Origin of the sequence: Pectobacterium sp. IFB5596, assembly GCF_021432585.1 — a bacterium.
GTDB classification, from domain to species: domain Bacteria; phylum Pseudomonadota; class Gammaproteobacteria; order Enterobacterales; family Enterobacteriaceae; genus Pectobacterium; species Pectobacterium punjabense.
Map to the genome: position 1 here is coordinate 17,405 of NZ_LXFY01000033.1, position 14,163 is coordinate 31,567.

At 49.2% G+C, this 14,163-nt stretch carries 15 protein-coding genes, 1 other RNA gene and 2 pseudogenes; 11 read left to right on the forward strand and 7 right to left on the reverse strand.

Features of this window, described 5'->3' with window-relative positions; all coding sequences use genetic code 11:
- The first annotated feature begins 20 nt into the window (after positions 1 to 20).
- Both recN and bamE read left to right on the forward strand, forming a co-directional pair.
- A complete protein-coding gene (gene recN, locus A6301_RS20955; RefSeq protein ID WP_107170357.1) occupies positions 21 to 1,682 on the forward strand; it encodes a DNA repair protein RecN in 1,662 nt (553 codons plus the stop codon).
- Between the two features lie 152 nt (positions 1,683 to 1,834).
- Positions 1,835 to 2,170 carry an outer membrane protein assembly factor BamE gene (bamE, locus tag A6301_RS20960; protein ID WP_107170358.1) on the forward strand — a complete coding sequence of 112 codons (336 nt, stop codon included), beginning with the start codon at positions 1,835 to 1,837 and terminating at the stop codon, positions 2,168 to 2,170.
- 235 nt (positions 2,171 to 2,405) lie between these two features.
- Here the strand turns inward: bamE and A6301_RS20965 are convergent, their stop codons facing one another.
- On the reverse strand, positions 2,406 to 2,687 hold the full coding sequence (locus A6301_RS20965; protein WP_207189301.1) for an RnfH family protein: 282 nt from the start codon (positions 2,685 to 2,687) through the stop codon (positions 2,406 to 2,408).
- Positions 2,677 to 3,123, reverse strand: coding sequence for a type II toxin-antitoxin system RatA family toxin (locus A6301_RS20970; RefSeq protein ID WP_107170359.1), 447 nt, complete (start codon positions 3,121 to 3,123; stop codon positions 2,677 to 2,679). The genes A6301_RS20965 and A6301_RS20970 overlap by 11 nt, the downstream gene beginning before the upstream one ends.
- A gap of 155 nt (positions 3,124 to 3,278) precedes the next feature.
- Here A6301_RS20970 and smpB point away from each other — a divergent pair, with 155 nt between their 5' ends.
- The 4 genes and pseudogenes from smpB to A6301_RS20990 all read left to right on the forward strand — a co-directional run.
- A complete protein-coding gene (gene smpB, locus A6301_RS20975; protein ID WP_010282425.1) occupies positions 3,279 to 3,761 on the forward strand; it encodes an SsrA-binding protein SmpB in 483 nt (160 codons plus the stop codon).
- Between the two features lie 50 nt (positions 3,762 to 3,811).
- Positions 3,812 to 4,174, forward strand: a transfer-messenger RNA (tmRNA) gene (gene ssrA, locus A6301_RS20980).
- Between the two features lie 193 nt (positions 4,175 to 4,367).
- Positions 4,368 to 4,655 (forward strand): annotated as a pseudogene (locus A6301_RS20985) (integrase arm-type DNA-binding domain-containing protein); the annotation flags it as partial.
- Positions 4,651 to 4,884: pseudogene (locus tag A6301_RS20990) on the forward strand (winged helix-turn-helix domain-containing protein); the annotation flags it as partial. The pseudogenes A6301_RS20985 and A6301_RS20990, both read left to right, overlap by 5 nt.
- Before the next feature lie 173 nt (positions 4,885 to 5,057).
- On the opposite strand, the gene A6301_RS20995 reads toward A6301_RS20990, so the two are convergent.
- The 3 genes from A6301_RS20995 to A6301_RS21005 form a co-directional block, all read right to left on the reverse strand.
- Positions 5,058 to 5,642 carry a putative adenosine monophosphate-protein transferase Fic gene (locus A6301_RS20995; RefSeq protein WP_234258658.1) on the reverse strand — a complete coding sequence of 195 codons (585 nt, stop codon included), beginning with the start codon at positions 5,640 to 5,642 and terminating at the stop codon, positions 5,058 to 5,060.
- The gene (locus tag A6301_RS21000; protein WP_234258659.1) at positions 5,635 to 6,126 is read right to left on the reverse strand and encodes a YhfG family protein; all 492 of its coding nucleotides are present in this window, start codon (positions 6,124 to 6,126) and stop codon (positions 5,635 to 5,637) included. The genes A6301_RS20995 and A6301_RS21000 overlap by 8 nt, the downstream gene beginning before the upstream one ends.
- Before the next feature lie 505 nt (positions 6,127 to 6,631).
- Entirely contained in the window at positions 6,632 to 6,961 is a 330-nt protein-coding gene (locus tag A6301_RS21005) for a DUF1493 family protein (protein WP_234258660.1), read from the reverse strand.
- Positions 6,962 to 7,035: 74 nt separating this feature from the next.
- Here A6301_RS21005 and A6301_RS21010 point away from each other — a divergent pair, with 74 nt between their 5' ends.
- Positions 7,036 to 7,524: a hypothetical protein gene (locus A6301_RS21010; RefSeq protein WP_107170362.1), complete on the forward strand. Its 489-nt coding sequence runs from the start codon at positions 7,036 to 7,038 to the stop codon at positions 7,522 to 7,524.
- A gap of 195 nt (positions 7,525 to 7,719) precedes the next feature.
- Positions 7,720 to 8,346 (forward strand): LysE family translocator, encoded by a 627-nt coding sequence (locus A6301_RS21015; protein WP_205541152.1) that lies wholly within the window; start codon positions 7,720 to 7,722, stop codon positions 8,344 to 8,346.
- Between the two features lie 45 nt (positions 8,347 to 8,391).
- On the opposite strand, the gene A6301_RS21020 is transcribed toward A6301_RS21015, so the two are convergent.
- Complete coding sequence (locus A6301_RS21020; RefSeq protein ID WP_107170364.1) at positions 8,392 to 8,874, reverse strand: GNAT family N-acetyltransferase; 483 nt, start codon at positions 8,872 to 8,874, stop codon at positions 8,392 to 8,394.
- A gap of 91 nt (positions 8,875 to 8,965) precedes the next feature.
- Here A6301_RS21020 and A6301_RS21025 point away from each other — a divergent pair, with 91 nt between their 5' ends.
- From A6301_RS21025 to A6301_RS21035, 3 genes are all read left to right on the forward strand, one after another.
- Positions 8,966 to 9,898, forward strand: a complete 933-nt coding sequence (locus A6301_RS21025; RefSeq protein ID WP_107170365.1) for a LysR substrate-binding domain-containing protein — start codon at positions 8,966 to 8,968, stop codon at positions 9,896 to 9,898.
- Between the two features lie 355 nt (positions 9,899 to 10,253).
- A complete protein-coding gene (locus A6301_RS21030; RefSeq protein WP_234258661.1) occupies positions 10,254 to 11,690 on the forward strand; it encodes a glycoside-pentoside-hexuronide (GPH):cation symporter in 1,437 nt (478 codons plus the stop codon).
- Between the two features lie 54 nt (positions 11,691 to 11,744).
- On the forward strand, positions 11,745 to 13,313 hold the full coding sequence (locus A6301_RS21035) for a glycoside hydrolase 43 family protein (RefSeq protein WP_234258662.1): 1,569 nt from the start codon (positions 11,745 to 11,747) through the stop codon (positions 13,311 to 13,313).
- 77 nt (positions 13,314 to 13,390) lie between these two features.
- Here A6301_RS21035 and A6301_RS21040 read toward each other — a convergent pair whose 3' ends face one another.
- Complete coding sequence (locus A6301_RS21040; RefSeq protein ID WP_370642267.1) at positions 13,391 to 13,816, reverse strand: hypothetical protein; 426 nt, start codon at positions 13,814 to 13,816, stop codon at positions 13,391 to 13,393.
- Positions 13,817 to 14,163 lie beyond the last annotated feature (347 nt).

The window sequence follows — 14,163 nt, forward strand, 5'->3', positions numbered from 1 at the left end:
ATTACATACAGAGGCTTATCATGCTGGCGCAACTCACTATCAGTAACTTCGCCATCGTGCGCGAATTAGAGATCGATTTTCAATCAGGAATGAGCGTCATCACCGGGGAAACTGGTGCGGGGAAATCGATTGCGATTGATGCCCTCGGCTTATGTCTGGGAAATCGTTCTGACGCCAGCATGGTCAGGCCGGGATCTGCCCGAGCCGACATCTGCGCCCGTTTTGCGCTCGCAGATACCCCAACGGCACGTCAGTGGCTGGAAGAAAACCAGTTGGATGACAGTAACGAGTGCCTGCTACGTCGCGTCATTAGTGCCGATGGCCGCTCACGCGGCTTTATTAACGGCACCGCCGTACCGCTGTCTCAATTGCGTGAACTTGGCCAGCACCTGATTCAGGTACACGGCCAGCATGCTCATCAGCTCCTGCTGCGTCCCGACCATCAAAAACACCTGCTGGATGCTTATGCCGATGAACCAAAATTGCTTGTTGCCATGCAACAAGTTTGGCATCAGTGGCACCAAAGCTGCCGCGCGCTGGCGCAGCTGCAACAAGCGGCTATTGAACGCGAAGCCCGCCGGGAACTGCTGCAATATCAATTGAAGGAGCTGAATGAATTCGCACCACAGCCTAGTGAATACGAACAGATCGATGTTGAGTACAAGCGTCTGGCAAATAGCGGTCAGTTGTTGACGATGAGCCAACAGGCCATGCAGTTGCTGAGCGAAGACGAAGAGCAGAATATAATCAGTATGCTGCACAGCGTAAAACATCAGCTTGGCGAACTCATCGGTATGGATGACAAGCTGTCCGGCGTGCTATCCATGCTCGAAGAAGCTGGCATTCAGCTTAGCGAAGCCAGCGATGAACTGCGCCACTACAGCGAACAAATGGACCTCGACCCAATTCGACTGTATGAGCTAGAGCAACGCCTGTCGCGCCAGCTCACTCTGGCACGCAAACACCATGTTGCTCCAGAGGCGCTCCCCGCGTTCCATCAGCAGTTGCTGGAAGAACAGCAACAGTTGGAACAGCAGGAAAGCGACCATGACTCGCTCAGCGCCTCCGTGGGCGAATATCACCAGCAGGCATTGCATCTGGCACAACAGCTTCACGTGCGTCGTCAGCACCACGCGAGTGAACTGGCACAGCTCATCACTGCCAATATGCGTGAACTGGCAATGCCGCACGGCCACTTCACCATTGATGTGAAATTTACGCCAGACAGCCTGACGGCCACCGGTGCTGACAATATCGAATTCCGCGTCACCACCAACCCAGGTCAACCGCATCAGACGCTAGCGAAAGTAGCATCGGGCGGCGAGCTGTCGCGTATCGCACTGATTATTCAGGTCATTACCGCGCAGAAAATGGATACGCCAGCAATGATCTTCGATGAAGTCGATGTGGGTATTAGCGGACCAACCGCCGCCATCGTCGGCAGAATGCTACGCCAGCTCGGTGAATCCACGCAGGTTATGTGTGTGACGCACTTGCCTCAGGTCGCAGGCTGTGGTCATCAGCACTTCTTCGTAAGCAAACAAACGGACGGCGCAGAAACGGAAACCCTGATGCAGCCGTTGGATAAACGTGCTCGGTTACAAGAATTGGCTCGTCTCCTGGGCGGCAGCGCCGTGACCAAAAACACGCTGGCGAATGCCAAAGAATTGCTGGCAGCCTAAAATCTGCTGCCGACGGGGCAAGAAAGGTGCATCACAGGTAAAAAAGCTCAACTTTTTTACCTTCCTGAGGTCATACAATCGCCTTGTAGGTTTCCAAGTCCTGCAAGGTCTATTATCATCGGCAACCTATGCCCTTAAGGAATGTAATCACTATGCGCTGTAAAACGCTGACTGTCGTCGCCGCGGTGGTTGTTATGCTGACTGCCGGTTGTTCCACACTGGAAAAAGTGGTCTATCGGCCGGACATCAATCAGGGAAACTATCTAGCACCGGCTGACGTTGCAAAAATTCACACCGGCATGACCAAACAACAGGTCGCTTATACGCTGGGTACTCCCATGATGCAGGACCCGTTTGGCAGCGATACCTGGTTTTACGTCTTCCGCCAACAGCCAGGTCATGAATCGGTAAAACAGCAAACGCTGACGCTCACCTTCAGCGGCGCTGGTGTGCTGACCAACATCAACAACAAGCCCGCACTGGATTAGTACTTTCCACGCTGCTTAGTTGAATCAGGATGAACGATCTTGGCAGCCAATGCGTTGCGACGAAGCCCACAATGGGCAGACTCTTAGGGAAATCGGCGCACACGCGGTTTGATGTCTGGTGTGGCAGGAATAACAGCAGGCAAATCTGAAGCCTTCAGGTTTGCCTGTGTTTTTTGTAAGGACATATCGGTCAGGGCAATCGGTGGAAACATCCTATGTCGTTTAACGACATAACTCAGGATTTACTCTTAGAACGCTCCGCCCGCTGGCGGCGTAGTTCTTTCGGATCGGCAATCAGAGGACGATAAATCTCTACGCGGTCACCATCCTGCACCACATCAGCCAGTTTCGCTGCACGGCTGTAAATACCAACTTTATTCACCTGCAAATCGATATCATGGCGCAGTTCCAACAGTCCCGATGCGACAATAGCCTGCTCAACCGTGCTGCCCTCTTCCAGCTTCACCGTGCGTAGATACTGACGTTCTGGCAACGCGTACACCACATCAACCTGCATTGCGGACACGGTAGACCTCTTTTGCTCGCTGCGTGAAAGCTTGCACCATATTTCCTGCCAGCTCCTTGAATACTTTGCCAAAAGCGAGTTCAATCAAGGCATTGGTGAATTCAAATTCCAGGTGCAGTTCGACTTTGCAGGCATCGGCGCTCAACGGCGTAAAATGCCAATCGCCACCCAACTGACGAAATGGGCCATCGACCAATTGCATATTGATATTCTGGTTGTGCGTCAGCGTATTACGTGTAGTAAATGTCTTGCTGATACCAGCTTTGGAAACGTCGACTGCGGCAGTCATTTCCCTTTCTGACGAAGAGAGCACGCGGCTCCCCGTACAACCCGGTAAAAACGCGGGATAGGAAGCGACATCATTCACCAGCTTGTACATCTGTTCAGCACTGAACGGCACCAGTGCGGAGCGACTTATCTTTGGCATACTATTTTCCGAAATTCATAAAACGCGCAAAATAATAGCACTGATAGGCCGACAGACAAAAATTCTGCGAAGCTTATCGCACGATATCATTAACCACGACACGGACGCACTGCGGGGATTTCATTCCCAATGACATCCAGTATAATGACGGCACTATGACAAAGAAAAAAGCATACAAACCCGGTTCCGCCACCATTGCGCAAAACAAGCGCGCCCGTCACGAATACTTCATTGAGGAAGAATTTGAGGCTGGCCTTGCGCTGCAAGGATGGGAAGTCAAATCACTGCGCGCAGGCAAAGCAAACCTCAGCGACAGCTATGTCACCTTCATGAACGGTGAAGCTTACCTGTTTGGCGCAACGATCACGCCACTGAATGTGGCTTCATCGCACGTCGTTTGCGATCCTATTCGCACGCGTAAACTCTTACTCAACAAACGCGAACTAGATTCTCTGTTTGGCCGAGTTAGTCGCGATGGCTACACGGTCGTCGCGCTGTCCATGTATTGGAAAAATGCCTGGAGCAAAGTCAAAATCGGCGTGGCGAAAGGTAAAAAAGATCACGACAAGCGTGATGACATTAAAGAACGTGAATGGAAGTTAGACAAAGCCCGTATCATGAAGAACGCCAATCGTTAAGTCACTGGCTTAACAACGGTAAGTTCTGGTATACTGGCAACAGTTTCTTGGGGGCTGATTCTGGATTCGACGGGATTTGCAAAGCCCAAGGTGCATGCCGAGGGGCGGTTGGCCTCGTAAAAAGCCGCAAAAAAATAGTCGCAAACGACGAAACCTACGCTTTAGCAGCTTAATAACCTGCTTTGAGCCCTCTCTCCCTAGCCTCCGCTCTTAGGACGGGGATCAAGAGAGGTCAAACCCAAAAGAGATCGTGTGGATGCCTTGCCTGGGGTTGAAGCACTAAATCTAATCAGGCTAGTTTGTTAGTGGCGTGTCTATTCGCAGCTGGCAAGCGAATGCAAAGATAGACTAAGCATGTAGTACCGACGGTAGAGTGGTTCCGGACGGGGGTTCAAATCCCCCCAGCTCCACCAATTTAGACATCGGGTATTACCAGATAAGTCCGATGAAGTACGAAAAGCCCGCATGGCGCAAGCCCTGCGGGCTTTTTTGTGTCCGTCATTGTCCGACGATATTCGCCTGAATCCAGAGATTATTGGCCTACGTTTAGGCCTACGGTATCATATAGGCCTAAAAACGTAGGCCTAAAACACGGACGACCCCACCATGCCAAGAATTGCCCGCCCTCTAACACATACCGAAGTCAGCAAAGCACGAACGCCTGATAAAGAGTTAAGCCTGCATGATGGTGATGGCTTCTTTCTACTTATCAAACCGTCAGGGAAAAAATTATGGCGGTTTCGCTATCTACGCCCTAATACCAAGAAACGCACGACACTCTCCTTTGGCAGCTATCCAGCCTTATCGTTGGCCGACGCAAGACAGCTACGGGCAGAACATTTAGCCCTGCTGGCAAAAGGCATCGATCCACAGCAAAAAGTGGCTAAATACGCCGCGTAATCCACGTAAATACCTGTACCACGCCTATCTGCCCTCTATGGAGTCGCACGGTCACCAGAAGCCGATCAGCCTGACGGCCTTTGGTAAGGTGCTGCCGAATATGATGTCGGAATACGGGCAGACTTACCTCAAGAGCAGAACCAATCAGGGCATACAGACTAACCTTGAACTGAAAGACGAATCAGACTCCGACTGGCTGCCCAAGTGCGAGATAGCGAGGTAGACACCAGAAACGACAAAACCGGCTTCGGTCGGTTTTTTGGCGTCCAAAAACTTCAAAGGGTGACGAGTGACTCATCACCTGTTCACCAACTCATCTCCGATTAATCCATTGATTAATAAAAAACCGTAGTGAAGAAAGTGAACAGTTTTGGGAAAAATCTTTTTATTGGGAATTCAGAGAATACTTTTCTCGAAGATATCGGCTAATGGTCGAGTATTGCCATGGTATCCGGCCACGTTAGCCGCTAACCATTCCTGAACGCCGATATTTTCGAAAGAGGCACCATAGCCACAATTGATAATCATATGCTCGAACAATAAACGCTGAGAACGTCCATTGCCTTCCCGAAACGGGTGAATCACATTCAAATCTGAGTAATATTCTGCTAACTGGGTTATTAGCGCTGGACGTTCAAGGCCTTGTAAAAAATCATCATTGGATAGCTGCGTAAAAATTTTATTGGCTTCAATTTCAATACGGGATACGGTGCAAAAACGTGTTTGACCTTTAGAAATATCGATACGCCGTATTTCTCCTGCCCAATCGAATAAATCTCCAAATATTTTCCCATGCAGACCACACCAGTAATGCAGATCGTAAGGCGGTTCTTCAAATTCAATATCGAGAACGGCCAGTTCGGATAGTTGACGCTCCGCATCGTCGAATTGACTGTCATCGTTAACGCCGAGCTTATTTATCAGAACATTGCTATCAGGGTAGGTATAAGGATCTTGCCCTGAGCCGTATTTATCAGACATAACCACCCGCTTTATACATGGCAATCAGATTTTTTCTCAGCGCTTCCCTTTCCTGTTTGTCAGCGGGAAGTGGTGTATCTTCAATATTGAATCCCTCAAGGCGCATACTGTCCCGATAGTTTTTGAGTTTCACCTGATTGTAGTAATCACGCTTTTCTTCCAGCGTCACCATGCGCGAGGATCGCGTTTTGTTTGGCGACGCTTTTGTGGTGACTTTACGATGTTGTTTGAATATCAACAGATCGATATTTTTCAGTTTCTCGATCAACCTTTCTCCGTCACCAAACACGCCCCATGACGAGACAGACAAAGCTTGCCGTTTGCCATTTTTTACGCGTGTAATGCTGATATCCATCGTTGACTGAAGCGTGTTTAACACGTCCTGTACTTTTCTTTCAGAGATACCTGTCGCGGTGACGATAGATTGCGTATTAGGAGAATCCTCTTGAACCAGAGCCGCGAGTACCGCCATTTCATAACGCATGGGCTTTCACCTTTAATCCGCATATATATGCGATAAAGAGTACCACAATTGCAGCCTGGCAGTATCTTATCTGTATGGGTGATAAGTAACTCGTCACCTGTTCACTCACTGTTAACCACTTAACGTGCTAAAAATAAAGATAAAAAATGAAAGGTGAAGAGAGTGAACAGTTTTGTGAAAAATCTTTTTATTTTGGCATCTCGTTTATAACGCCCTATTGCTGCTTTTTGGGTTAATCGCTAAATTCCGTATCACGAGTGAAGGAGAAACGCGTTAGGGTCGATCTGGATGAGTTATAAATTGAAGCGTGAAGAATTGAGTAAAAATCGATCTCGTTTTTATCTCATATACTCATCGTCATTTTTCGTAGGCTCACGTTTAGGTGTACGCAAACAAGACCTACAGACTAACGTTGAGCTGAAAGACGAACCAGCGCCGATTGGCTGCCAAAATGTGAGCAGGCGTCAAACGAACACATCAATACGACATCCACGATGAAATACCTCTAATCGTATAGCCACTTCCCTGCTTTAGCGGATTCAATAATCATCTCGACAGTGAGCGGTTTTAACGCTTGCGGTAGTGGTTTTTTTTGCCAAATTGGATACTCGTATGCAAAATAATTTCTTCCCTCAAAATTTGAATAATCAATAGCAAAGTGTCCGAATACATCGAGAAGGAAATCGTGCGCATCTTCCGGCAGAAACTGATAATCATCCTGCAATGTCCAGTCTTTAGTGACGTGCCTAATACCGGATTTAAACCCATGTTCCCTAATAGGGTAATGTTCCATGAGATATTGAATAACCTCACTTTCAGTATTTTTCTCGCTCATACCCGTTTGAATGTATTGTAGGATGAAAATCGTTTGTCTTGAATTATACACAGACACATTAACTAGGTAGAAAAATGCAGACTATACCCGTAACCGTATTTTCAATTAGCACCTTTATTGGCGATCTCGTTACTTACCCAAACAATGATGATATTGCGGTTCCCAACCCAATAATACAGGACGTTCTAAACCTGTTAGATATTGATGTAAATCTGTGCACACTGTGCGATCACTATTTTGATGATGTCGTCTGTGGTCAGGGTGACATTTGGGTATATCGTTCAGCTTCGCTTTCCGACACCTATTTCATTGTCGATTTCCATGTTGGGATGACAGAGCAATTAGATATCGCCCCCTTTTACATAAAAAGTGTCGATCCATTCGCTATTGGGAAAATCAGGCCACTGCTGCGACATTTCTTTGACCAACTGCAATATCAAGTCAGCTATGAAGAAAGTTGCGGGCTAACAAAAGTGGATACGATCATAGAGACCCCACCGGGGAGCACGTACTGTGTGATTAAAGAAAACGGTTATGAACAACAGGTAGTATTTAAGAACTAATGCTTCCTCATGACCTAACAGTGAGTGATCCCTCCCCTTCTTAGCAACATTCTTTTGATAAGAAGGGGCGCGCCGCCAGCCCCCTTTTCTGTTACTATCGCGCGTTGGAAAATAGCGGTATATATGTGAATATATCTCGCATCACATCGCCGCTCTCAATCACGCTTTCACAACGAACGACACGCAGGAGAAATCATGAGCCTTCACCTCTGGCTGGCTTATACAGGTATCATCATCGCCCTGATTGCCATTCCGGGCCCCTCAGCCCTCATCAGTATGTCGCACGGTTTACGCTACGGTGCTTCACGCGCAACGGCCACCGTGTTCGGAGGTGTCAGTGCGGCAATGATATTAATGTCCTGTTCAGCACTGGGGTTAGGTGCCATCCTCGCCGCGTCAACGACCGCATTTATCGTATTAAAAATTATTGGTGCGGTTTATCTCATCTGGTTAGGTATCGCATCATGGCGTTCCAAAGATATGACCACAGCGGAGCAAGATGTGCAGGAAACAGGGGCTCCAGGCTGGTTTCCGCTATACCGAAAGGGCTTTCTGGTTGGGATCAGTAATCCTAAAGATCTGCTGTTTTTCGCAGCACTGTTCCCAAATTTTATCGATACTAGCGCCCCGCACGCCTTACAGCTCGTCATTCTGGCGGTAACCTGGGCTTTCTTCGATTTCAGCATCATGTTTATCTATGCCTGCACCGGCCGCCGTTTATCGGGTCTGTTTTCCAATCCACGCCGCATCAAGCTGTTCAACCGCTCAACGGGTGGGATTTTTATTCTGGCAGGCACCACACTGGCGGCGTCGACGCGTTAAGAAACATGGCTCCTGCTGCCTTCAAGCCAACAGGAGCCACGGTCTTTAGGATGCCGTAACGAAATCAGCAATGCCCTTCTCGTCCATCCGATAGCGAACCCACTCATCCTGTGGCTTCGCGCCGATGCTTTTATAGAAATCGATCGCGGGTTGGTTCCAGTCCAGCACACTCCATTCCAACCTTCCACACTGCCTTTCCTGTGCAAGACGCGCAACCTGTTTCAGCAGCGCTTTGCCCGCTCCTGCATTGCGATACGCCTGCGCGATGTAGAGATCTTCCAGATAGATGCCATATTTCCCCAGCCAGGTTGAATAGCTCATGAAGAAAATTGCATAGCCGACGGGCTTGCCATCAATCTCACAGATCAGCGTTTCGGCCGTCGCCCCCTCGCCAAATAACGAGTTCTCAATATCCTCAAGCGAGGCTAATACTTCGTGACGCGCCTTCTCGTACACGGCCAGTTCAATAATTAAATCCAGGATCACGCTCGCATCTGATTTCTGCGCAGCGCGGATGACAATGTTCATAAAGCCTCTTTTTCCAATGCTCACCATAACCAAGGCTTGCCATGCTACCGGATTAAAAATACTGTATGAACTGCATTTTCTACAGTGACTAATGAACATCATGCATCTGGATTTACGACGTATCGATTTAAATTTGTTAGTGGTGTTTAACAGTGTGTACCAGCATCAATCCGTCGCCACCGCGGCAAAAGAGCTGGCGATGAGTGCATCGGCAGTCAGCCACGCGCTGACGCGTTTACGCAATACGTTTTCCGATGAGTTATTTTTTCGGGTTGGCAACACCATGCACCCAACCGTATTAGCAGAAGATATCGCCGAGCCTATCGCAGAAAGCCTGGCCCTGCTGACGCAAGGTTTGACGCCGCGGCCACGCTTTAATCCCGCACGCAGCACGGAAAGCTTTACCTTTTCCATCACCGATTACACTGCATTTTCGGTGTTTCCTACCCTAATGGCACGAATGGAAAAGCTGGCTCCCCACATCAAATTCAATCTGGTTTATTCGCCGCAGAAAGTTGCGATTACAGATTTGCTGGCAGGAAAAATCGACTTTGCTTTAGGGTTCACCGATATGACGCAAGCGGAAAACCGAGAGATTGAAGAGATAGACTGGATTGAAGACAGCTATGTCATCATCAGTGCCGCTGATTATCCGTCAGGCGAAGTGCTTACGCTAGATGATTACCTTGCCGCACGGCATCTTGTCGTTACGCCGTGGAATGAATCACGCGGGGTGATTGACTACGCGCTGGATAAGCTCAATAGGAAACGTCATGTTGCGTTGAAAACGCCGTCCATGATGAGCGCACCGTTTATCATAGCCGATTCGGCGCTGATCATGGCATTACCATGCAATGTTGCGAAAATTTTTGCGCAACTTCTGCCGTTACGTATTCACGCTCTACCTTTCACTGTGCCGTCCTATCGCGTGAAAATTTACAGCCATCGCCGCAATAGCCGTTCAGAAGCCAGCCAGTGGATTAAAAACCTATTACACAGCTTGATTAATCCCTCTGCACAGTAGCGCTACGGGCTTTCGCTCTACATGACCAACCCCATATCTCCGCTCCTATAATTGCTCCAATAATGGGATTCAGAAGCCCCCACAGATAGCAATTTCCCTCCAAAATAGTTCTTCAAGGTGACTTGTCATACAGATCAATAAGAAAAAGACCACGTTAATTTATTGATATAAAATGGAAATAACTCCGTACATCTTCTGGTCACGCTACTTTTACTGTCATTTTTTTGTGACCTGTCTAACACATACCAAGAAACGTAACCTTCTTAATAAAATCCGCAATAGTTAATCTCAGCCAAGGAGATAACAATAGCCGCGAGCCTGGCAAGAAGTTCCTCATCCTCTTTTGGAGTTTCCAATGACCAACAATAATAAGCTGAGCGTTGCGGAGAAAATCGGCTTTGGCATGGGCGATGCCGCCTGTGGCATCGTCTATTCTTCCGTAACCATGTTCCTTACCTACTTTTATACGGATATCTATGGCATCTCCGCCGCCGCAGTAGGGGTAATGTTTTTAGTGACTCGCGTGCTGGACGCCATCGTTGACCCGCTGATTGGTCTGATTGCAGACCGCACTAAAACCCGCTGGGGGCACTTTCGCCCGTGGCTGGTCTGGTTTGCCGTCCCCTATGCTGTAATTGCCGTATTGGCCTATACCACACCAGAACTGAATGGCACGGGCAAACTGGTTTATGCCTACATTACCTATACGTTGCTAATGCTGTTCTACACCTTTATCAACATCCCTTACTGTTCACTCGGTGGTGTCATCACCAGCGATGAAAAGGACAGAATTTCCGCACAGTCGTACCGCTTTACCATTTCCTCAATGGCTGGGCTATTGGTGTCGGTCGGCACGCTGTGGTTGGTTGACTGGATTGGCGGCACCAACAAACAATTGGGTTATCAAGGCACGATGATGATCATGGGCAGCCTGGCTGTCGTGATGCTGTTTTTCTGCTTTTTCACCACAAAGGAGCGCATCAACCCTGCCGTAGATAAAAATCAGAACGTCTGGGACGATGTCAAAAACCTGCTGAGCAACGATCAGTGGCGCATCGTGGCTATTATTACGTTCTTTTCCAGTATGGCAGGCGTTATGCGTGGCGCGGCAACGCTGTATTACGCAACTTACCTGATGGTGGGGCCGGAACAAGGCAGCGCCGCCGGAACGGCCATGAAATCTGCATTTATTACCACCAGCGTTGTCGGCACCATTATTGGTGCGATGATGGCGGGTTATTTTGGCAAGCGCTTCAGCAGCATAAGCCTGTTCAAAAATATCAACCTGCTGCTGGTGTTTGTTGGCATCATCCTGTTCATGGTGCCGCCGCAGTGGCTGGCTGTCGTCTTCCCGCTCTACTTTTTGATCGGCTTTTTCCACCAGATGTACCAACCGTTCAAATGGAACATGATGGCGAATGCCGCCGATTACGGCGAATGGAAAACGGGCCGCCGCATTACCGGTCTCTCCTTCTCAGGTAATCTGTTTGCACTGAAATTAGGTATGGCAATTGCCGGAGCCACCGTCGGTTTTTCACTCGGCTGGTTCGGCTATGTGGCGGGTTCACCTACGCAAACGCCGCTCGCCACAGCTGGAATTATCGGCCTGTTGAGCATCGGCCCCTCACTTTCCTATCTGGTGTTGTATTGGCTGGTACGTTTTTACAAGCTAGACGATAAGACAATGGAAACCATTCAGGCCGATCTGGCGAAACGTCACAATACGGCCGACCGCGCGGCGGAAAGCGAACTTCCTGTCGATCAGAGCCTGACGCCAAAAGGTGCAGCCTGATCGCGATATCTGCGGGTGGCACGCTGCCCGCCCTTTAATTATCAGGATGATGACATGAGTACAACACATTCTCCCTGGAACCCAGATTTGGGTAACGGGCGCTATAAGAATCCGATTTTATGCGCTGATTATTCCGATCCTGACATTGTGCGCGTCGGCGATGACTTTTATATGGTGTCGTCCAGCTTTAACCATATGCCCGCGCTACCGATCCTGCATTCTCAGGATTTGGTGAACTGGACGCTGATCAATCACGTATTCAGCCAGTTCGATCTGCCAGGATATGAACAATTTCAGCCGGGAAAAGGCGTATGGGCACCCAGTATTCGTTACCATGCTGGAAAATTTTGGGTATTTTTCAGCACACCAGATGAAGGGATCTTTATGTCACAAACTGACGATCCCAGAGGCAGATGGAGCACACCACATTGTCTGAAACAGGTTAAAGGTTGGATCGATCCGTGTCCGTTCTGGGATGATGACGGCACAGCTTGGCTAATCCACGCTTTCGCCTTCAGCCGCAGCGGTAAGAAACACCTTCTGCAACTGTGCAGAATGGCAGAAGATGGTCGTTCCCTGCTTGATGAAGGAAAGATCGTTGTCGATGGTCGGGCAACGCAACCCACCATTGAAGGGCCGAAGCTGTATAAGCGCAACGGCTGGTATTACATTTTCGCACCGGCGGGTGGCGTACCCACCGGCTGGCAAACGGTGCTACGTGCACGCTCACTGAATGGGCCGTGGCAAAGCAGGATCGTACTGCATCAGGGCACCACATCGGTTAATGGTCCGCATCAGGGGGGTTGGGTCGAATTAGATAACGGTGAAAGCTGGTTTGTACATTTTCAGGATCGCCATGCCTATGGACGAGTCGTCCACCTACAGCCGATGCGCTGGCAGGACGACTGGCCGCTGATCGGTGAACAGCATAACGCACAAGGATTAGGCCAACCGGTTCTGGAAGCCGTCAAGCCTCGCGTAAGCTCCCCGGTTAGCACACAGCAGCCCTCAACCTCCGATGATTTTTCTTCGACAACGCTGGGGCGACAGTGGCAATGGCAAGCAAACCCCGATGAACGCTGGTTAGCGCATACCCAACCGGGGCTTAAGCTATTCTGCCAAACTATGCCGATTCGTGGAGGTGAGCCTTCATGGTATGACGTACCGAATTTGCTGATGCAAAAATTTCCGGCTGAGGAATTCGAAGTGACGACGAGCCTGGCGCCAATGTTAGAGCAGGTGGGCGATCGCTGTGGCCTGATTATTTATGGCGAACGTTTCGCTTTCCTCGGCGTAGAGAAAAGCGCAGAAGGTCTTGAATTAGTGACCGGATTCGGCTGGATGAGTGATGCACAGCAGTTGGAACAACACCAGAAGACGTTAGCGGTGTTATCTGGGCAGTTGAACATCACTCTGCGCGTCACCGTGCGGCAAAACGCCATTTGCCAGTTTGTCTGGCTAGGCGATGACGGGAAATATTGTTCGCTTGACGATAGCTTCGCAGCAGGACCTGGCAAATGGGTGGGTGCTAAAGTGGGGTTGTATGCGCTGACAACGGCATCGGGAAATAGCACAAGTCACGCTTGGGTCAAAGAGGTGAAAATTACCGCTATCGATCACTAACCCAATAGCGGCTATAGAGAAGTCACGAGTTTGGCTGCTTGCGCTTCGGTGCAGCGCTGGTATCGCATTGTTTAGTATTAAATACCGAGAGAATCAGCAGCCTGCTCGCCTTCCGCCTTGGAAAAGTTTGCATAGGTCAGCGCATCAAGTAGCGCAGCCCGATCGATCGTCGGATAAATATCAGAGCGCTGCAAAAGCTGGCCGATTTCCTGAACCGTCAACTGAGGGTAGATGGCGTGTGATGCAACGGCGATGTCGCGGGCAGCGTAACCTAGTTTGCGTAAAATCACCGCAATCTGCTGGTGTGTTATCGCATCTTGATACACGGTATAAAGCACATCGGCAATGAGTGTTGACGTCAAAACTGAAATGCGGGACACATCACCCGCTCGTCCGCCCAATGCCTGAAGGATGTGCTCGACGGCCTGTTCTGGCGTTTTTCCCTGCGCCTGTTGTGAAGCCAGTACGGAAACCAATTTATTTTTTATTTCATCATTCGCCATCATTCGGTTCCTTCATACATTCATTACAGATGTTATTTTTAATACCAGCACGCTACCTGTCATGGCGGCAATGAGCAAACAAAATCATGCATCAGTACTCTTGAATAGGTACAAAAAGACACCAACCTGCTTTGAGGTGTATAATAACGTCCATCTTTCGGAAACGCGGCTCTTCCTCATCACGAAAGCAACGTACAGAAAGATCGCTTGAAGTATGACGGAGTATCTCCTAAATAATTCGAGTTGCAGGTAGGCGGCGACGCAGCGAGTCCCCAGGAGCTTACACCCGTAAGTGACTGGGGTGAGCGAGGAAAGCCAACGCACATGCAGCTTGAAGTATGACGGAG

Bases quoted from the DNA above. Each gene is read 5' to 3' on its own strand.
- A6301_RS21005 (WP_234258660.1), bottom strand. From the start codon at position 6,961: ATGAGCGAGAAAAATACTGAAAGTGAGGTTATTCAATATCTCATGGAA.
- A6301_RS21010 (WP_107170362.1), top strand. From the start codon at position 7,036: ATGCAGACTATACCCGTAACCGTATTTTCAATTAGCACCTTTATTGGC.
- A6301_RS21000 (WP_234258659.1), bottom strand. From the start codon at position 6,126: ATGCGTTATGAAATGGCGGTACTCGCGGCTCTGGTTCAAGAGGATTCT.
- smpB (WP_010282425.1), top strand. From the start codon at position 3,279: ATGACAAAGAAAAAAGCATACAAACCCGGTTCCGCCACCATTGCGCAA.
- A6301_RS20995 (WP_234258658.1), bottom strand. From the start codon at position 5,642: ATGTCTGATAAATACGGCTCAGGGCAAGATCCTTATACCTACCCTGAT.
- A6301_RS21030 (WP_234258661.1), top strand. From the start codon at position 10,254: ATGACCAACAATAATAAGCTGAGCGTTGCGGAGAAAATCGGCTTTGGC.
- A6301_RS21040 (WP_370642267.1), bottom strand. From the start codon at position 13,816: ATGGCGAATGATGAAATAAAAAATAAATTGGTTTCCGTACTGGCTTCA.
- A6301_RS21015 (WP_205541152.1), top strand. From the start codon at position 7,720: ATGAGCCTTCACCTCTGGCTGGCTTATACAGGTATCATCATCGCCCTG.
- bamE (WP_107170358.1), top strand. From the start codon at position 1,835: ATGCGCTGTAAAACGCTGACTGTCGTCGCCGCGGTGGTTGTTATGCTG.
- A6301_RS21025 (WP_107170365.1), top strand. From the start codon at position 8,966: ATGAACATCATGCATCTGGATTTACGACGTATCGATTTAAATTTGTTA.
- A6301_RS21020 (WP_107170364.1), bottom strand. From the start codon at position 8,874: ATGAACATTGTCATCCGCGCTGCGCAGAAATCAGATGCGAGCGTGATC.
- A6301_RS20970 (WP_107170359.1), bottom strand. From the start codon at position 3,123: ATGCCAAAGATAAGTCGCTCCGCACTGGTGCCGTTCAGTGCTGAACAG.
- A6301_RS20965 (WP_207189301.1), bottom strand. From the start codon at position 2,687: ATGCAGGTTGATGTGGTGTACGCGTTGCCAGAACGTCAGTATCTACGC.
- recN (WP_107170357.1), top strand. From the start codon at position 21: ATGCTGGCGCAACTCACTATCAGTAACTTCGCCATCGTGCGCGAATTA.
- A6301_RS21035 (WP_234258662.1), top strand. From the start codon at position 11,745: ATGAGTACAACACATTCTCCCTGGAACCCAGATTTGGGTAACGGGCGC.